Below are 17,223 nucleotides of genomic sequence, written 5' to 3'. Positions count from 1 at the left end.
AAAATTATTTTTTATTTTAAATTTAAAAAAGCAAACTCAATGTCATTAAAGGCAGTTCCCACGACTACTGAGTTTTTATCATAACTAAAAAAAGATTCGTTCCGTGATAAAATTAATTTTTCATTCAATATTTTACCATACCAACTAAAAAATTTGTCTTCATCTATTTCATTATTTCTATGATTCTGTTCAAAAAACTTCATTTTGATTGTGTCATTTTGGAAGGATTCATACTTAGCTATACCTTCGAAAGGTTCATAAATTTCAACTTTAGAAAGCTCTTTTTTTAATTCTCTCAACATATTCAAATTAATTTTTATGTTAATATTTTCTTCTGTATAATCGGTAAAAATAACAAGCCCATTTTCATTGAATTTAAAAATAGCTATATATGTATTTAGTTCTTGTGTAAATCTGTTAGTAAATCTTTGGCTTCCGATATATAATCCATCAAACCTTAATTTCTTGTTAGTTAATATTCGTTCAGTAATAACATTTTTACCAGAATCTAAGTCAATCGCATATTTCAACATTAGTTCACGTCTTTCTATATCTGTAAATTCGAGAAATTGTTTTTCACGTAAACTATTATTAATACTTGCATTTTGTGATTTTACTTTATTAGTTTTTTTATTTACTCTAACACCTTTGTTATTAAATCGAAACATTACAAAAAATATTAAACCAAAAAGCAGCATTAATCCAAATAGTTTATAGTTTTTATATTTATCTATGGCTTTGTCACTTCTATTATGAATTATAGAACCTTCTATGTCATCAGCAATGATCTCGGTTTCTAAATTTATATTTTTATCCTTTTCAGATTCACCAATAGAAGTGTTTTTTAAATATTGACCGCTTGAAATTTTTAATTTATTATAATTTGAGTCTTGTGTAATCTTTAATTTACCAGTATTTTGCAAAAAAGCTTTATGTCTTAACTCTTCTTTTTTAGCTTGTTTTAATGAGTCTAATCCTTTCGTTTGTGTTTTCAAAACACGTATGTTGCTTAATATTGAAAACTCTTTTATTAATACATCTCTATTTTCGGTTAGATTCAATGCAATAATTTCATCATTTAGATTAAAAGAAATCAATTTTGTCGGATTTGATTTAAGTTCGTTTATATCTCTTTCTGTTAAATAATACATAGATGCTGCAACTTCTCTTCCATTCATAGTAACTAATCTATTATAAATTGGTTCTAAAGAAATCCCATTTTTGCCAGTTGTTTGGATCAATAAATTTCCGTTCAATTCTTTAGCAACTGCATTTTTAAACACCACTGAAATTGCAACAAAGTAGGTGTTATTGTCTGGGTTTTTATACAAGGATAGTCCAGCATCCCAGTTATTAGCTCTGGCTACCGGAATAGGATTAAAATAGTTGAGGGTAATTCCGTCAGGTCTTTTTACGGTTTTAACTTTATATTGTGCTAAGACAGTAAAGCTTGAAATAATCAAGCATATTAATATTGATAGTTTTTTCATTATGTAGTTTTAGATGGTTTTAATAACGCATATACAGCCCAAGAAATTAAAGCTATTGCTATTAAATGACCGAATAAATCGGATGCTTCATAAGTATTGACTTCTTTGAAAAAACTTATAATTGATCCCAAAAGACCTATTAGTAATAATACTCCAAAAATAATTTTTAATGTTTTCATATTTATTTTTTAAAAAGTTCGTCTATTTCATTATTTACAGATTTTCCATTTATTAGGTTTTGAAAATTAATTAACATTTCCAAATCATTAATTCTTATAAAATCTATAAAATCATCATTGTTTTTTATTTCAAATTCAAATTCCCCTGACTCTAATCCTTTAAATGTCATTATTAATTCATCTGAAAATTCATTTATATATTTTTGATAAAATTTATAAATTTCTTTTTCCATAACACTGAAACGAGAAATTTCTTTATTAAATTCTCTATTATACTTTTGGTTAAGTTCCGCCCATTTAACCGCTGTTTTGATTCCGTCTTTTAAAACTTTAGCACTTGACGGACCTAATCTATAAGCTTTTTGTAGAGAATAACTATCGTCAAACTCATAGTGTTTATACGTTTCAATATAAATCTCATTATTCCCAACTGAAGCTGAAATTCGATCTTGTGATATAGATATTATTGGAAATAATATTATAAAAAGTTGTAGTTTTTTCATTTATGTATTTTTTAATATAAATCTTTCATTACAATTAATTTATGATTTTCAATTTTATCACTAACTTCTTGAATTAGAATATTTGCAACTTTAATTTCCTCAAATGAACTTAAATTTCTAATGTTTAGAAATGATCTATTATAAATCATTTCTTTTTGGTAGTATTTATATTTCCAAGTAATTTGTAAATTGCCATAGCTATACATAATTTCTACAAAGTGTTGACTACCGTTTGGATTGAAAATATTCAAACATCCATTTATAGAACCTTTGGTTACGATTGCTTCGCCGTTAAATGCCTCATCATTAATTTTGCTGATTAGGATACTAAATTTTTCTTCTAAGCTTGTTCCTGCCAGAGATACTTTATCTTTAAAATTATTAGAAACAATATTAAAGATAAAAACTACTGCTATTCCGAATATAATTGCCCAAATCATATTATTTATTTTTAAAATGGTAAATCGTTATAATTTTCATCAGCTGTTTTGTTAGCTTCATATTTTGAGTCGAATATTTCAGCTTTTTCCTTGTCTTGCATTGCTCCAATTATATCATTAAGTTTATCTTTAATTTCACTTCTAGTTTTATAAAAACAACATATTTGATAAAAATTATCAGGAAGGTTCTTTTGTATTGACTCTATTGCTTTGTTCATATTTTCTAGCGCAAGAGTATAATTTGAAAGCTTCTCAAAGCAATCAACTTTTAATGAGTAAAGAAAAGGTTCCGTGTAAGGGTCGTTAAATTCTAATCCTAAATCAATTATTCTAAAAGCTTCTTTAAAATCATCATCATTCCACCTAACCTTAATCGCTTTTAAACGGCATCTTTCAGCTGGCTCATCCGAATATGCAAGTTCATCCATTATTAAATCTAACACAAAAGGATTGTCATCTAAATACTTTTCTTCTAATTCTTTATTACCCAAAATAATGATTTTTCCATATTCGGGATATAATGCCACTATATCTTCTATAACTTCAAGCTTTGTTCTTTTTCGATATTGGTATTCTTTATTTTCAATATATTCATTAATCCATTCCTCCATAAATGCAGCTGGTGTATCTTCTGGTTTAATAGTTAAATTCCGTGATTGTAGGTGTTTATGCATTTCATAAACTCTTTCGTCTCTTTTTTTTATAACAAACTCCAGTTTAAAAGTTCTTAATTTCTTAAAAAAAACCTCTTTTGCGTCGGATGAGTGGCAATTAAAACTATTCGCAATTTGTTGTAAACTAATTTGTTTTACTTGATCTTTTGAAATATAATGGTAAATCATAAGATGAAATTTATACTTTGAAGGATCATTACATATATAATCACATCGATCTAATTTTATGTCTATAGGAATTGCACCATCATAACTGGATCGTTTTAAATCCCCTTGTTTATTATTGTTTTTATTATTAGTTTTAGCATTGGATATAAGGAAAATAAACAAAGTAATAATTATTATAAATATTAAAATTGTTGTCATTTTTTTATTTTCTGTTACAGTGTTCTTTTATTTTTTGATATGCAGTATCTTCGCCCAATTCTCCTGCTTTTGATAAATCTTGACAACCTTTAGTTTTTTCTCCTTTTTTAATATATGCCAATCCTCTAACCAAAAAAGAGTTTCCATTTGCTTTGATGCTTATTGCTTTTGTACAATCAGAAATACATTTGTCGAATTCCCCTAGATTCAAGAAAATTTCTGCTCTTGTATCCCAGATATACCATTCTGTCTGGTCTAATTGCAATGCTTTTTGAATAAAGGGCATCGCTGTATTATATTCTCCAAGACATACTAAACAATAGGCTTTATTGTTATAAACAGTAGAGAATTTATAACTTATAGGCGTAATTCTTCCCTCCATTGATATTATCTTATCGTAGTCATTTATTGCTCCGTATCTATCGTTCATTTCGCTTTTTGACAATGCTCTTAAAAAAAGTATGTCGGTGTTTTCTGGCTCTATTTCTAGGGCTTTTGAACAATAGAGTATAGCATTAGTAAAGTTTTTATTTTTATAAGATTCAAAACCCTTATTTCCATAATTTTCATCTTCACTTGTTTGTGGATTTTTACTTTCAGTTAAACCTTGAGTTGTTTGGATTTGAGAGCTTTGTTTAGAAATGAATAAATTATATTCTGTAATAATTTCTTGAATTCCAATTTCTCTCTGGTTTAATAATTTGGTAGCACGAGCTAAATCATCGTTTTCCATTGAAGTTAAAACACTATATTCCCCTTCTAATCTCCCCAAAAAGGGTTCTATCTTAATGGATGTTTTTAATTCAAGCACCCATTTTTTTAATTGATACAAATATTTTTGATTATTATCGTATTTGGCTTGTAATGCCAAAGGAACTGCCATTATTTCAGCTTGTGTTAATGGTTCCATTTTAGCTGTTGAATAATTCGAATATCTGTTTTGTGAGTACCCAGACATTGCTAATAATATCATAAAGAGTAGGATTATTCTTTTCATAATGTTTTGTTTTTATTGTTATTTATTAGGATAATAAACCCAATTACCTAAATAGTCTTTTTTATAGGTTCCAAGTACATTTCCGTACTTGTCTTTTTTGACAATATTTCCAAGATAATCTTCAGATAAAGTATAAATAATATTCCCGTATTGGTCTTTTACTACTTCATTTCCTAAATAATCTGTAGATTGTGTAGTTTGAACATTACCATAACTATCTTTTTTTACTGTATTTCCAGTGTAATCTTTTGATTCAGTATTTATTACATTTCCATATTTGTCTTTCCAAACAAAGTTTCCTAAGTAATCTGTTGATCCTGTAGCTAAAACATTTCCGTATTGATCTTTTGCGACAGTATTTCCTAAATAATCTTTAGAATAGGTAATATTTTGACCAAAATTTGCAATTGTCATCAGCAAAAATGCTAGTGTGAAAATTAATTTTTTCATTTTAAAATAGATTTTTTTTTGCTTACTCTATTCAGTTTTCAGCTTCTCTGCTTTTATGTTTTCTTAAATTTAAATTTTACATTATTCAAATTGGAGTACAAGTAACTCCCACAATCGTAATTCTATTTTGTGTTTGATTACTTCTATTATTGTAAATGCTCCTGACTGTTTTTTCAGGGAGTCCCATAGTTCCATTTCCTTTTGAAGTTCCGGTATTATTTTTCCAATTGTATTTTACCATATAATTTGTTGAAGTATTGTTTTTAGCCATATAAACGACATAATTTCCTATTGTGACCGATATAAAATCTACACAAAATTTTCCTTGATTAGCATAAGTAACGGATCCACGTACCATTTGATTTGCTATTTCAAATTCCTTAAAAGTTGGAAACATAGCACTTGCACAACCTCCAATACCTCCAATATAAGATTGTAAAGCATCAGCTTTAGTTTTTAGCTCTCTTAGTTGGCTAATTTCATAGGGGGTAAACTTATTTGTTTCCTTTAATTCTTCTTCAATTTCATCAAAAATAGAACCTGCATTGTTCATTAATTTTTTACACTTATATTCGTCCATTATATCTTCTCTGAAATCTTTAACAATGTAATTTAGCTCATTTTCAAAGTCCGATGGCGATTTTTTAATTTCGTTTAATGGTATAAATAGTAACAAAAGGAAGAATAATTTCATAATAATTTAGTTAAATGACTGATTAGATGTGTTTTTAATTTTGATATTCAATAGTATATTGTACCTTTTCAACATTAAAATATAAACCATTAATGTTTTTATCGTTTTTTTCTAACAAAACATACTCGTAAATTTTATCAATTGTCTCTGGATTTTTAGTGGCTTTTAGGTCCAATAAATTAATTAAGAACCACTCAAATTGTACATTATTAATGCAATATGCCGTTTCTTTTGTTAATCCATCACCAGAATTCCTGACCACATTATGCATTATATCTAATTGATTAAAACAAATATTAATCTCATTCTGTCTTTTTAGTAAATGCAGGCTGTTTATTTTCCCCCATATATGACTAACATCAAATGGACTTTTTTCTAATATTTGATTTCTAAAATCTAATTGTTTTAAAATATTTTTAGGGTCTAATTTATCTTCATTTTTTTCATACTTTGCAATGCTATCTGTCAAAGCCTTATACCTAAAATTTTTAAAATTATCTTGAAAAGCAAAACCATAATATAAGTGTTCACATTGTTTTAATGTCATTGATTTATCCCCTTTTCTATATCTTTCTAATAAGGAAGTGTAGTAATATTCAGGATTTTCATCTTTAATATTTTTTTCAATAAGTTCATAGTTGGGTTTCTGTTGAGAGAAAACAACTGTTGAAAAAAGAATAAAAAAAGCAAGTGCATATTTTTTTATCATATCGTTTTAAATATTTATTAAAAGCTCTTCAAATATAAGCAAATTTGCCTATATAGTAATTCCTTAATTAATCGAATTTTATCTTGTGGATAATCAAGATAAAAAAAGCATATTAATTACTTTTGGAGCTAATCTTCGTCAGCTTCGTTTAGCAAAAGGGTTCACTCAAGAACAATTGGCAAACGAACTCGGTGTAGAAATCTCTCAAATAAGTAGAATTGAAAGAGGTGTTATAAACACTTCTGTAACAACTCTATATGCTATTTCTAAAACTTTACAAATTGATGTTTCAGAGTTTTTTATTTTTGATAACTAACTTCAAAAATTTTACTTAACAAACCTAAATGGTTATTTTTTATTCTCTTTACGGTTTTCCGTAAAGCCAGCTTTTTTATTCTAATTTAGAATCATTATAGGTTTGTGTTTATAGTTTGTTAATTTTAATTTGGTATTTTTATCAACCATTGCAATACTATAAAACCTAAATGCAGTCTATCTGCAATTTTTTATTTATGCCAACAAATTTAAATGCCCTACTGCGCTACAAGATTATAGACGAGTGCCTGTCTAATCCTCAATTAATTTGCACCATTGAAGTTCTAATGGATAAGTGTGCTGAAAAACTCTCCGAGCATCAAGGAATAAACAGCATTTCCGAGAGAACAATCCGTAATGATATTCGAATTTTAAGGAGTGATGCTTTAGGTTTTAACTCCCCAATTGTAATTAATCAGGGAGTATATACCTATAGTGAATCGAGTTATTCACTTTTTGGAAGACCTATTAAAGAATTAGATTTGTTAAAGGATATTCAAAGTTTACAAGTAGCTGAATTTGATGCCATCCAGAATGAAAATTTGCCGTATTTATTGATCCAATTAGCACATCTTACAGCACAGAAAATCCCAAGACGCTGCGCTCCCGAGGGCTATGAAATTCTCGAATCTAAAAAATTAATGGCAAATGTAAAAGTAAATCACTACAAAAGCAATATGGAATCTTATGTTTACTCTTTATGGAAAACTAACAAGCCATACCGTTGGTTTGAAAAGCCATTCAAAAAGCCTAAAGAACATATTTATTTTAAATGGGAATATGTTTTTGAAGCTTTATAAATTTTAAATAACTTTCAGTTTTTGTGATAGTTTAGACATTTCTTGACTTACTTTCTTTTGAACTACTTTCGCATAATGTTCCTGAGTTGTAGAAATTTTGGAATGTCCCAATAATTCTGAAACAATTTCCATTGGCACATCATTGTAAAGTAAAACCGTAGTAGCAAAAGTTTTTCTTGCAATGTGGTGTGTGAGGTTTTTTTCAATACCAATGATTTCTGCAATCTCTTTGATATATGAATTGAATTTTTGATTGCTGATTAGCGGAAGTATATTTTTATTATTTTGGTACTTTTCCAGTATTGAAATTGCTTTTGGCAGTAACGGTATAGTAAGTTGCTTTTTCGTTTTCATCCTAAACATATCAATCCAAAGTTTATCGTCAAATTTTTTTATAATATTCTTTTTTGTTAGAGTCGCCATTTCTTGATATGGCAATCCAGTATAACAACAAAATATAAATAAGTCTCTAACTTGATCTAACCTAGGCTGTGAAAAATTGTAATTTTCCAAACCAAGTAACTCTTCCGTAGTTAAATAAATAACGTTGTTAAATACTTTTTTAGGTTTGTAAAGTAAAAATGGATCTGTAACAATAAATCCCTCTGCAATAGCTAATTTAATAATTTTTCTTACCCTCTGTATACTTTTATTAATAGTAATTTGTTTAAATCCTTTTTGAGTTTTAAGATAAAAATCAAAATCATCTAAGAATTTTAAATTTATATTTTCAAGTAAAACATTTTTCTTCTTATAGTGATAGAACAAAAAATCCTCAGTATGTTGTTTGGCTTCAATAAATTTGGAATAAGTGGATTTAGTGTATTCAATTCCAATAAGTAAATTCATTTTGGCATTATGAATTGTAAAAACTTCCATTAATGTTTTTGAAGGTTTAACATCTACTCCTTTGTATTTTAAGTAAATATCATCAACATCAAATTGCATTTTTTGAACTTTTAGAAATAAAAAAGCCTGATTAATTTCTTGCTTAATCAGGCTCAGTTGAGTATTTATGAGATTATTTTCATTACCAGGCGGTTTAGCAATTTGAAGACTACTATGCCAGTTACAAGGATTGATAAAAATTCCCGAAGCAAATGATCTTCTTTTACCTATATACGTAATTCTGCAAATTAAAGGAACTAATCCTTTTTTATTTATTCTTGTAGCAGAAATTAGAAACAATATTTTAATTGATTGATTTTTCATTTAATTTGAATTGGTAGTTAATGATTTGGTTTAAGACTATTAATTGTACAATTTGGTTTGTTTTTGCAACCCAATTTAAAAATGGATTGCAACCTATTTGTAAGCCTAATTTTTAATGATTTTGAAGTTATAGAAAATAAGGAAGAAGCAAACAACCCTTATTTTGTTGCATAAAAAAAGTCACTCCTTTCGGAATGACTTACATAGTAGCGGGAACAGGACTCGAACCTGTGACCTTCGGGTTATGAGCCCGACGAGCTGCCTACTGCTCTATCCCGCGTTGTTTCGGGTGCAAATATACGACGATTTTTAACAAATACAAGGCATTCTTGGAAAAAAGTTATTAATTTTTATATTCTGCTGAATGGAAAGCCTTTAACTACAGCACAATTTTGACAAAAAAAAGACATCCTGAGAAACAAAAAAAACCGTGATGCAATGCAACACGGTTTAAAAAATATCTAAATTGAAAAAAAATTAATCTTCAGATGCGATGGCAGTATTTTTATCAGAGGTCACTTTCAACGCCTGTGCTATTCCTCGATCATTAACCATCGTCATATTTAACATATCTAATTTAGCTAAGTCTTTAGTAACAAAACCACTAAATTGATTGTAAGAAATATTCATTTCTTTTAAATTACTTAATTTCGCAATATCAAAAGGAACGTTTCCAACCATTTTATTGTCGAACAAACTTAATTGTTCGAGGCTAGTCATGGTAGCAATAGCCGCGTCCAAAGTTCCTGAAAGTTTATTGCTGTTTAAATAAAGTGTTTTCAGCTTTTTCAATTCGTAAAGACTCACTGGAATCTGACCTTGGATGTCATTATTATACAAAGACAAAGTCTCTAAATTACTTAATTTTCCGATTTCGGTTGGGATGGTTCCTGAAAGAGTATTCATAAACATCGACAAACTTTTCAATGAACTCAACTCCCCAATTGAAGCGGGAATAGCACCTGACAGTTTATTAAATGATAAATTAAGCATTTCTAAGGATTTTAAATCACCAATCGAAGAAGGAATCGTTCCCACTAAATTGTTTTTTTGCAATTGAATAGCAATTACCTTATCCTCCTGCACTTTTACACCAAACCAAGAAGAAACGGGTGCTTTCAAATCCCATTTTGTTATCCAGTTAGCTCCATTTGTAGCTTTATACAATTGAATAAGGGCATTTTTTTCAGTAACTGAAACTTCAGCCTTCGTTACTAACGAAAATACACAAACTAATAAAAAGGTAAAAATACTTTTCATAAAGCACTATTTTATGGTGAATACTTAAGCTAAAGTAGTAGTCAAGTTGATAAAAAGCAAAAATAATCGACGAAATACACGGTTTAAGAAAAAATTACTAGTTATATCTTACAAAACAAAAAAATAAAAACACAGTTTTTGCACGACATCAAGAAAAAGCAACAACCAATTGTATAAAATAGTATATTTGAATTCATAACGCAAACTGTAAATATATGGAATTTAACTTTTTAGCTATTTTAATCGCTGCAATTTCTACTTTTTTAGTTGGTTTTGTATGGTACAATCCCAAGGTTTTTGGAACAATTTGGATGAAAGAAGCCGGTTTGACAGCCGAACAAATGAGGAAACCTAATATGCTTAAAATATTTGGCCTCACCTTCATCTACTCGTTGATGTTAGCTTTTATTATGCCTGTTTTAGTAATTCATCAAATGGGTCCCTTGGGAATGATTGGCGGTTTTGATTTTATTACTTCGGCTAAACCATCGTACACGGCTTTTATGACAGACTATGGCGACGCTTTCCGAACCTACAAACACGGCGCTCTTCACGGCTTTATTTCTGGTATTTTTATCGGCCTACCCATAATTTCGATCAATGGTTTGTTCGAACAAAAAAGTTGGAAATATATGGCAATACACGCAGGATACTGGCTCGTAATTATGACCATTATGGGTTCAATCATTTGCGGCTGGAAATAATTTTAACATTTAATTACCACTAAATCGCTCTACATTTGCGGGCGATTTTTTTTATTTGAAAACACCACTAGACATAACCATTTACCAATCTGTTGCCGAACTTCCTGCAAGCTGGAATGATTTGGCCCATGAAAATATTTTCCTCAGCAAAGAATACTTAGAAGTGCTGGAACTATCCGCTCCATCTAATATGCATTGCCATTTTATCGGATTGTTCAAAGCTGGAGCATTGGTAGGTATTGCTATTTCACAATTGTTAGATTTGAACCAATTGGCTTCTTTTGGAGAACGCGATCAATGTGTAAAAACCGCAGTTCGGAATGTTTTTTTCAATAAATTTTGTTCCCATATTCTAATCATTGGCAACAATATGCTTACAGGACAAAATGCGTTTGCTTTTTCGAATAAAATAGAGGCGTCTGAGCTCTTAGTAGGACTCAAATTGGCTGCCGAAAAATTAAAAAACCTATTCAAAACCAAAGGATTGAAGGTCCACATTACCACTTACAAAGACTTTCCCGAAAAAGATTTAACCGCATTTCAGCAGGCGGAATTCCAAGACAACTTTCAATATTCTACCCAACCCAATATGATTTTCGACATTCCCAATCACTGGCAATCGGAACAAGATTATATTGAGGCTTTGACCAAAAAATACCGTGATCAATACAAACGCGCTCGTAAAAAAGCGCAAGGTGTCGAAAAAAGGAAAATGCATTTAGACGATATCATTAAACACGAAGAAACCATCTATGATTTGTATTATCATGTAGCTGAAAATGCCCATTTCAATACCTTTTTCTTAGCGAAAAACCATTTCAGAACCTTCAAAGAACTACTCAAAGACAAGTTTCTTTTTTATGGCTATTTTCTGGATGGAAAATTAATTGGCTTTAATACGTTAATCAAAAACGGCGCGGTTATGGACACCTACTTTTTGGGATATGACGATAGCATTCAAAGAGATAAAATGCTCTATTTGAATATGCTATACGACATGGTCGCCTATTCTATCAACAAAGGCTTTGAAGAAATTATTTTTGCAAGAACTGCCCTAGAAATAAAGAGCTCCATCGGTGCAAAACCACAAAAAATGTATGGATTTGCCAAACACAGCAACGCTTTTGCAGACTTATTTTTCGAAAAAGTGTATGGCTATTTGGAGCCAGAAATAGTCTGGAAAGAGCGAAATCCCTTTAAATAAAAAAAGGCATTAGACCACTACAAAGCATCTATCTCTTCCTGAACGATTTCCCAATCGAGAAGTAATTGATCTAAATCTGCCTTTTTCTTATTATATGCGACAAAAAAAGCAGCATCTTCAATGTGTTTATCATAATTGGAAGCTAGCATTTTGTCGTCGTGCAAAAGGTCCTTTTCCAATTGTTGAATTTGACTTTCTATTTTACTCAGGCGGTTTTGCAAGGCTTTTCCTTTTTTCTGATCTTCGTATGAGGCTTTACTACTACCTTTTTGATCTTTCGATTGGCCTTGTGAAGACGATTTATCGGTATCTTTCTTTTCCACTTCACGCATATTTTCGAGGTTGCGTTGTTCTAAGAAATAATTGATATCCCCTAAATATTCCTTGATCTTTTGATCTTTGAATTCATACACAATATTCGACATTCCTTGTAGAAAATCCCTGTCGTGCGACACCAAAAGTAAAGTCCCTTCATATTTTTGCAAAGCCGCTTTCAAGACATTCTTAGATTTAATATCCAAGTGGTTTGTAGGCTCATCCATTACCAAAACATTGATGGGCTGCAAAAGCAATTTGCAAAGCGCCAAGCGATTTCGTTCGCCTCCCGAAAGTACTTTTACTTTCTTTTCGACATCATCACCACGAAACAAAAACGAACCTAACATATCTCGTACTTTCGAGCGATTAGTGTCGGTAGCCGCATCTTCCATTGTTCGCAATAAGGTAATCTCCCCATCTAAATATTCCGCTTGATTTTGTGCAAAATAACCCAATTGTACATTGTGCCCGAGTTTGATATTTCCTTGGAATTCGAACTCGTTGACAATCGCTTTCATAAAAGTCGATTTTCCTTGGCCATTTTGTCCCACAAAAGCAATCTTACTGCCGCGTTCTACCAAAAGTGAAATGTCTTTCAAGATGGTTTTGTCGCCATATTTTTTAGTTACATCTTCGGCTTCAATAACCACTTTTCCGGGTTCTTTCGAAACAGGGAAAGAAATATTCATCACCGAATTATCGTCTTCATCCACTTCGATGCGTTCGACTTTGTCTAATTTTTTGATTAGAGATTGTGCCATAGAAGCTTTCGAAGCTTTGGCGCGAAATTTTTCAATTAATTTTTCGGTTTCTTCAATTTTTTTAGCCTGATTTTTTTGTGTGGCCAATTGCTTTTCTCGAATTTCGTGTCGCAATTCCAAATATTCAGAATAGGGTTTGTTGAAATCATAGGCTTTCCCTAAAGATATCTCGATGGTTCTATTGGTTACATTATCCAAAAACATTTTATCGTGCGAAACAATCACAACAACTCCGGGGTAATTACGTAAAAATCCCTCTAACCAAATGATACTCTCGATGTCCAAGTGATTCGTCGGCTCATCCAGCAATAAAACATCATTGGCTTGCAATAATAATTTAGCCAATTCGATACGCATTCTCCAACCTCCCGAAAAGGTATCGGTTTGATCGTTGAAAACCTCTCTTTTGAAACCCAAACCCAACAGAATTTTCTCAGTATCGCCAACATAATTATATCCACCCAACAATTCGAATCGATGTGTATAATCGGATAAATCTTCAATGATTTGGCCGTATTCTTCACTTTCGTAGTCCGTTCGGGTTACAAGAAGGTGGTTGATTTCGGCTAATTTTTTTTCTACAATTTTAATATCGGTAAATGCTTCATAAGCCTCCTCGAGGACGGTTCTACCTTGTTCAAAATCAATATCTTGACGCAAGAAACCCATTCGAACCTCCTTTTCCTGAGAAATCACACCAGAATCTGGGGCAAAATCTTTGGCTAAGATTTTCAGCATAGTGGATTTTCCAGCTCCGTTTTTACCGACAAGACCAACTCGGTCGCCGGCACCCAATCGAAAGGTTACTTCTTCAAATAAATAAGTTCCTCCAAAAGAAACGGACAAATTGTGTATGTTAAGCATTATTATTTTTTTTTAAAGTATCAGGTTTAAAGTTGGCATCGCCCGTTCGAGCATCCTATACGGTAAAGTTCCTCAAAATAGAACCCTATTTTAACTTAAACCCAAAGCTATTAGTTGTAAATTTGTGTCATTAAAATTAATGAAATCAAATTTTTTGCAAATGTTAAAAAAAGGATCCAAACTAAATAGTATTTTAACAGGAAGTTGTCCAAGATGTCAGCATGAGAGTATGTATACGGACAAAAATCCATTGCATTTTTCGAAAATTCTGAAAATGAACGAAAATTGCAGCCATTGCGGTTTGAAATATCAAATCGAGCCTTCTTTCTTTTATGGAGCAATGTATGTGAGTTATGCGCTGAATGTCGCGTTAAGTGTGGCCGTTTTTTTTATCGCTTATTTATTTATTCATGCTAGTTTGAAAACCACTTTTATTGCAATAATTATTTCCAACATCGTCTTATTCCCATACGTATTGCGTTGGTCCAGGAATATTTACATCAATATGTTTGTGTCTTATGATAAGAAATTCAAAAAGTAAATTTCGTTCTAATTCCATAAAACCAATCGCCTTTTGTAATTTGTGAAATTTGCAGTATAAATAAAATTCTAATATGAAATAAAATTTGTAGCTTCGTATATTAAACTACTACTTTATGACTATAATAATTAAAAAGAAAGCCAGCAAGAAGGAAGTTGAAAAATTACTTTTGAAATTAGAAACTCCTGCGAAGAAAAAGAGTTTGAGAAATGTATTTGGAATATTTCCAATCGAAGGTGACGCAGTCGAAATTCAAAAAAAAATGCGCAATGAGTGGGATTGACTTTCTTGCAGATACCAATTTTTTGATTTTTACCTCTCAAAAAAATCCAATTGTCGAACCCTTTTTAGATTATAATATTGGTATCTCATTTATTTCAGAAATGGAATTATTAGGTGTATTTAGCATTTCAAAAAATCAAAAAAACAGCATGCAAAGCATTATAAACGAATGTTTTGTAATAGAAATGAGCGCAGAAATCAAGAAAAAAGCAATTCAAATCAAACAAAAACACAAATTAAAATTACCAGACTCCATTATTGCAGCAACGGCCATTCTATATAATTTACCTTTTATAACCTCCCATACAGATTTCAAAAACATCAAAGACCTTAACTTGATTTTCATCGAACAGTAAAACAAATTCTATTTGTCATCCTTTTTTGTCAAATCTTCGGATATCGATGGTTTTGTCTAAAGGCTTGTTGTACTCGATTTTTTCAAATAAAGCCTTTGCCATTGCGGGCCCAAGCATCACGCCACGAGTGCCTAATCCGTTAAGAATGTGTATTGAATTTTGCGCCGCGTGAGTCCCCACTAGTGGTTTTCTATCTTTCACTGTTGGACGAACGCCAGCAAAATGTGCGATTATTTCGAAATCGCATTGTAGTATTTCTTTGATTCTTTCGGTCAATTCGGCTTTCCCCTCTTCGGTGGGTCTATCCGTTTTATCAGCCCAATTATAAGTCGCACCCACTTTGAACAAACCTTTGCCCAAAGGCAAAATAAATACGCTTGTATTGACAATGACGTCTAAATCTAATGCTGTAGCTTTGATAATAAAAAGCTCGCCTTTAGTTCCATCTAAGGGCAAATTATTAAAGTAGGGATTGGCGTGCATCCCAAAACCTTCGGCAAAAATGAGGTGTTTTGCTTGAATATCTTTATATCGAATCGTATTGTTTTCTTCCTTTACCAGCGCATAATCGAACGATTCTTGACGCAATAATTTATTAACAATAAGATACTCTTTGTATTTATTCAACAACAAAGCCGTGTCTACATAACCTGTTTGCAACACTTCGCCATAGCCAAAAGGAGAATCAATAGCGGCATATTTTCTTGAAATCAACTGGGTAGACAAAAAAGGAGCGAGATTTACCTTATCTGAAGCAGCGAACCAATTGTTTTGTTCTTCGATTGAAAAAAACTTTCGCAAAATAGGCAATTTATAATCTACTTTACACTCGAGTTTTTGTTCTATATTGGCAAAGAATTCATTCATTATTTGCAAATGTTCTTTGGCTTGACCTACTTCTGTAAATCGCTTTAGAATTACAGGATTGTACAAACCACCGGCAATCTTGGATGAATTTTGGGAGTCATTATCCAATACAATAATAGATTTGTTGTTTTGCAAAGCCATTTCGGAGAACGAAATGCCCGCTAAGCCTGAACCTATTATTAAGTAGTCTATCATTTGAAGTGGGAAGTTAGAAGTGGGAAGTGCAATTTTACGTCAAAATGACTATAAACAAAAGAACTCTTACGTTTATAGCAAGAGTTCTGTATTGAATTTGAAATAAATTAATAGTTCCACATATCTTCTTCGAAGTCACGGATTTTAGTTTTTACGCGTTCGGCTTCTAACAACTGATTTTGGGCATTATCTTTCATATAACTCATTATTGCCCTATCACCGTACACATTTTCCTCTTGATAAATGACCGCATTGAACCGCCTAGAATTCAATATTTGGTCAAAAGAAATAGGCATTGCCGAATTTTTATCATTAAATGCTTTGGCCTCATGCAACACATCTCTGGCCGCTGGGAAAAAGACCCAAAACAACTCGATAAAATCTTTTTCCTCACTGTTCATTGTGTAAACATCGGGTGTTACAGGACAAATACCTAATAATCTGTATTTCAATTCGCTTTGACGTTTGTCAAAATACCAATACCCTTTGATTTTATATTGCGTAACATCTTGAGCTGTTAGATCTTGTTTGACAATGTATTCCGGTGAAATTTTTTGTCCGGCATTGATTTGTTCTCTACCGGCATCTGTGGTATCAATTCGCGTCAAAGAAGCTTTGATGTCCTTATACGATTTCTTAGTGTTGAAATAACTATCTGAATACACCTCAGTAATTTCGCCGTTCTTAATAGCCTTGGTCAAAACATCATACAATGAGCGTCGGTCAGAACCAATATTGGCCGTATCTATGGGAAAATACAAAGGAAAATTAATTCTTTCACTTAAATCAATAATTTCCCAAACGGTTTTCCCCATCAATACATCACGATCATCAACATAACCATATTCTAGTGGTTTGTCATTGTCTGAAATGAGTTGCGCTGCAGACTTAAGCCCGATTTCTTCTGGTATTTTTGCATTGAGCAAATTGGGTTGCGCATAAATTGCAACGCTTCCAAATAAAGAAATAACTGCTATTAAAAAATTTTTCATATTCATCATATTATCATTGTACGCTATTGAAAACTTCGGGAAATATATCC

Annotated in this window: 21 protein-coding genes and 1 tRNA gene; 7 read left to right on the top strand and 15 right to left on the bottom strand. The window is 31.2% G+C overall.

Annotation, left to right across the window (positions count from 1 at the left end; translation table 11 throughout):
- Nucleotides 1-11 precede the first annotated feature (11 nt).
- The 9 genes from E1750_RS13400 to E1750_RS13360 all read right to left on the bottom strand — a co-directional run bounded on the left by E1750_RS13400 (nt 12) and on the right by E1750_RS13360 (nt 6,502).
- On the bottom strand, nt 12-1,490 hold the full coding sequence (locus E1750_RS13400; RefSeq protein ID WP_133277272.1) for a hypothetical protein: 1,479 nt from the start codon (nt 1,488-1,490) through the stop codon (nt 12-14).
- Nucleotides 1,490-1,669 carry a hypothetical protein gene (locus E1750_RS13395; RefSeq protein WP_133277271.1) on the bottom strand — a complete coding sequence of 60 codons (180 nt, stop codon included), beginning with the start codon at nt 1,667-1,669 and terminating at the stop codon, nt 1,490-1,492. Before E1750_RS13395 ends, E1750_RS13400 begins: the two co-directional genes overlap by 1 nt.
- A 2-nt stretch (nt 1,670-1,671) precedes the next feature.
- On the bottom strand, nt 1,672-2,172 hold the full coding sequence (locus E1750_RS13390; protein WP_133277270.1) for a hypothetical protein: 501 nt from the start codon (nt 2,170-2,172) through the stop codon (nt 1,672-1,674).
- An 11-nt stretch (nt 2,173-2,183) separates the two neighbouring features.
- The gene (locus tag E1750_RS13385; protein WP_133277269.1) at nt 2,184-2,612 is read right to left on the bottom strand and encodes a hypothetical protein; all 429 of its coding nucleotides are present in this window, start codon (nt 2,610-2,612) and stop codon (nt 2,184-2,186) included.
- An 11-nt stretch (nt 2,613-2,623) separates the two neighbouring features.
- Complete coding sequence (locus E1750_RS13380; RefSeq protein ID WP_133277268.1) at nt 2,624-3,652, bottom strand: hypothetical protein; 1,029 nt, start codon at nt 3,650-3,652, stop codon at nt 2,624-2,626.
- A 4-nt stretch (nt 3,653-3,656) separates the two neighbouring features.
- The gene (locus E1750_RS13375) at nt 3,657-4,649 is read right to left on the bottom strand and encodes a tetratricopeptide repeat protein (protein WP_133277267.1); all 993 of its coding nucleotides are present in this window, start codon (nt 4,647-4,649) and stop codon (nt 3,657-3,659) included.
- Nucleotides 4,650-4,667: 18 nt separating this feature from the next.
- A complete protein-coding gene (locus E1750_RS13370; protein ID WP_133277266.1) occupies nt 4,668-5,063 on the bottom strand; it encodes a hypothetical protein in 396 nt (131 codons plus the stop codon).
- A gap of 121 nt (nt 5,064-5,184) precedes the next feature.
- Nucleotides 5,185-5,793: a hypothetical protein gene (locus tag E1750_RS13365; protein WP_133277265.1), complete on the bottom strand. Its 609-nt coding sequence runs from the start codon at nt 5,791-5,793 to the stop codon at nt 5,185-5,187.
- 34 nt (nt 5,794-5,827) lie between these two features.
- Nucleotides 5,828-6,502, bottom strand: a complete 675-nt coding sequence (locus E1750_RS13360) for a DUF4919 domain-containing protein (protein WP_133277264.1) — start codon at nt 6,500-6,502, stop codon at nt 5,828-5,830.
- Between the two features lie 85 nt (nt 6,503-6,587).
- Here E1750_RS13360 and E1750_RS13355 point away from each other — a divergent pair, with 85 nt between their 5' ends.
- Nucleotides 6,588-6,818 (top strand): helix-turn-helix domain-containing protein, encoded by a 231-nt coding sequence (locus E1750_RS13355; RefSeq protein WP_227873894.1) that lies wholly within the window; start codon nt 6,588-6,590, stop codon nt 6,816-6,818.
- 196 nt (nt 6,819-7,014) lie between these two features.
- Entirely contained in the window at nt 7,015-7,617 is a 603-nt protein-coding gene (locus E1750_RS13350; RefSeq protein WP_133277262.1) for a hypothetical protein, read from the top strand.
- Between the two features lie 3 nt (nt 7,618-7,620).
- Here the strand turns inward: E1750_RS13350 and E1750_RS13345 are convergent, their stop codons facing one another.
- The 3 genes from E1750_RS13345 to E1750_RS13335 form a co-directional block, all read right to left on the bottom strand.
- Entirely contained in the window at nt 7,621-8,829 is a 1,209-nt protein-coding gene (locus E1750_RS13345; protein WP_133277261.1) for a site-specific integrase, read from the bottom strand.
- Between the two features lie 207 nt (nt 8,830-9,036).
- Nucleotides 9,037-9,109: transfer RNA gene (locus E1750_RS13340), tRNA-Met, on the bottom strand.
- Between the two features lie 197 nt (nt 9,110-9,306).
- On the bottom strand, nt 9,307-10,089 hold the full coding sequence (locus tag E1750_RS13335) for a leucine-rich repeat domain-containing protein (RefSeq protein WP_133277260.1): 783 nt from the start codon (nt 10,087-10,089) through the stop codon (nt 9,307-9,309).
- 215 nt (nt 10,090-10,304) lie between these two features.
- Between E1750_RS13335 and E1750_RS13330 the strand changes: the two genes are divergently transcribed.
- Both E1750_RS13330 and E1750_RS13325 read left to right on the top strand, forming a co-directional pair.
- Complete coding sequence (locus tag E1750_RS13330) at nt 10,305-10,793, top strand: DUF1761 domain-containing protein (protein ID WP_133277259.1); 489 nt, start codon at nt 10,305-10,307, stop codon at nt 10,791-10,793.
- 55 nt (nt 10,794-10,848) lie between these two features.
- The gene (locus tag E1750_RS13325; protein ID WP_133277258.1) at nt 10,849-11,997 is read left to right on the top strand and encodes a GNAT family N-acetyltransferase; all 1,149 of its coding nucleotides are present in this window, start codon (nt 10,849-10,851) and stop codon (nt 11,995-11,997) included.
- Nucleotides 11,998-12,014: 17 nt separating this feature from the next.
- Here E1750_RS13325 and E1750_RS13320 read toward each other — a convergent pair whose 3' ends face one another.
- Nucleotides 12,015-13,940 (bottom strand): ABC-F family ATP-binding cassette domain-containing protein, encoded by a 1,926-nt coding sequence (locus E1750_RS13320; RefSeq protein ID WP_133277257.1) that lies wholly within the window; start codon nt 13,938-13,940, stop codon nt 12,015-12,017.
- A gap of 160 nt (nt 13,941-14,100) precedes the next feature.
- Between E1750_RS13320 and E1750_RS13315 the strand changes: the two genes are divergently transcribed.
- The 3 genes from E1750_RS13315 to E1750_RS13310 all read left to right on the top strand — a co-directional run bounded on the left by E1750_RS13315 (nt 14,101) and on the right by E1750_RS13310 (nt 15,119).
- Entirely contained in the window at nt 14,101-14,481 is a 381-nt protein-coding gene (locus E1750_RS13315; RefSeq protein WP_133277256.1) for a DUF983 domain-containing protein, read from the top strand.
- Nucleotides 14,482-14,596: 115 nt separating this feature from the next.
- Entirely contained in the window at nt 14,597-14,764 is a 168-nt protein-coding gene (locus E1750_RS17780) for a hypothetical protein (RefSeq protein WP_165698053.1), read from the top strand.
- On the top strand, nt 14,751-15,119 hold the full coding sequence (locus tag E1750_RS13310; protein WP_165698052.1) for a PIN domain-containing protein: 369 nt from the start codon (nt 14,751-14,753) through the stop codon (nt 15,117-15,119). Before E1750_RS17780 ends, E1750_RS13310 begins: the two co-directional genes overlap by 14 nt.
- 15 nt (nt 15,120-15,134) lie before the next feature.
- Here the strand turns inward: E1750_RS13310 and E1750_RS13305 are convergent, their stop codons facing one another.
- Nucleotides 15,135-16,181 (bottom strand): NAD(P)/FAD-dependent oxidoreductase, encoded by a 1,047-nt coding sequence (locus E1750_RS13305; RefSeq protein ID WP_133277254.1) that lies wholly within the window; start codon nt 16,179-16,181, stop codon nt 15,135-15,137.
- A 107-nt stretch (nt 16,182-16,288) separates the two neighbouring features.
- Nucleotides 16,289-17,179, bottom strand: coding sequence for a type IX secretion system ring subunit PorN/GldN (gene porN, locus E1750_RS13300; protein ID WP_133278148.1), 891 nt, complete (start codon nt 17,177-17,179; stop codon nt 16,289-16,291).
- Nucleotides 17,180-17,223: the final 44 nt, after the last annotated feature.

Source organism: Flavobacterium nackdongense, assembly GCF_004355225.1.
GTDB lineage: Bacteria > Bacteroidota > Bacteroidia > Flavobacteriales > Flavobacteriaceae > Flavobacterium > Flavobacterium nackdongense.
This window is presented reverse-complemented; position numbering and strand designations above follow the sequence as displayed.

Excerpts from the sequence above, each read along its gene's own strand:
- E1750_RS13400 (WP_133277272.1), bottom strand. The coding sequence starts at position 1,490 with ATGAAAAAACTATCAATATTAATATGCTTGATTATTTCAAGCTTTACT.
- E1750_RS13395 (WP_133277271.1), bottom strand. The coding sequence starts at position 1,669 with ATGAAAACATTAAAAATTATTTTTGGAGTATTATTACTAATAGGTCTT.
- E1750_RS13390 (WP_133277270.1), bottom strand. The coding sequence starts at position 2,172 with ATGAAAAAACTACAACTTTTTATAATATTATTTCCAATAATATCTATA.
- E1750_RS13385 (WP_133277269.1), bottom strand. The coding sequence starts at position 2,612 with ATGATTTGGGCAATTATATTCGGAATAGCAGTAGTTTTTATCTTTAAT.
- E1750_RS13380 (WP_133277268.1), bottom strand. The coding sequence starts at position 3,652 with ATGACAACAATTTTAATATTTATAATAATTATTACTTTGTTTATTTTC.
- E1750_RS13375 (WP_133277267.1), bottom strand. The coding sequence starts at position 4,649 with ATGAAAAGAATAATCCTACTCTTTATGATATTATTAGCAATGTCTGGG.
- E1750_RS13370 (WP_133277266.1), bottom strand. The coding sequence starts at position 5,063 with ATGACAATTGCAAATTTTGGTCAAAATATTACCTATTCTAAAGATTAT.
- E1750_RS13365 (WP_133277265.1), bottom strand. The coding sequence starts at position 5,793 with ATGAAATTATTCTTCCTTTTGTTACTATTTATACCATTAAACGAAATT.
- E1750_RS13360 (WP_133277264.1), bottom strand. The coding sequence starts at position 6,502 with ATGATAAAAAAATATGCACTTGCTTTTTTTATTCTTTTTTCAACAGTT.
- E1750_RS13350 (WP_133277262.1), top strand. The coding sequence starts at position 7,015 with ATGCCAACAAATTTAAATGCCCTACTGCGCTACAAGATTATAGACGAG.
- E1750_RS13345 (WP_133277261.1), bottom strand. The coding sequence starts at position 8,829 with ATGAAAAATCAATCAATTAAAATATTGTTTCTAATTTCTGCTACAAGA.
- E1750_RS13335 (WP_133277260.1), bottom strand. The coding sequence starts at position 10,089 with ATGAAAAGTATTTTTACCTTTTTATTAGTTTGTGTATTTTCGTTAGTA.
- E1750_RS13330 (WP_133277259.1), top strand. The coding sequence starts at position 10,305 with ATGGAATTTAACTTTTTAGCTATTTTAATCGCTGCAATTTCTACTTTT.
- E1750_RS13320 (WP_133277257.1), bottom strand. The coding sequence starts at position 13,940 with ATGCTTAACATACACAATTTGTCCGTTTCTTTTGGAGGAACTTATTTA.
- E1750_RS13315 (WP_133277256.1), top strand. The coding sequence starts at position 14,101 with ATGTTAAAAAAAGGATCCAAACTAAATAGTATTTTAACAGGAAGTTGT.
- E1750_RS17780 (WP_165698053.1), top strand. The coding sequence starts at position 14,597 with ATGACTATAATAATTAAAAAGAAAGCCAGCAAGAAGGAAGTTGAAAAA.
- E1750_RS13310 (WP_165698052.1), top strand. The coding sequence starts at position 14,751 with ATGAGTGGGATTGACTTTCTTGCAGATACCAATTTTTTGATTTTTACC.
- E1750_RS13305 (WP_133277254.1), bottom strand. The coding sequence starts at position 16,181 with ATGATAGACTACTTAATAATAGGTTCAGGCTTAGCGGGCATTTCGTTC.
- porN (WP_133278148.1), bottom strand. The coding sequence starts at position 17,179 with ATGAATATGAAAAATTTTTTAATAGCAGTTATTTCTTTATTTGGAAGC.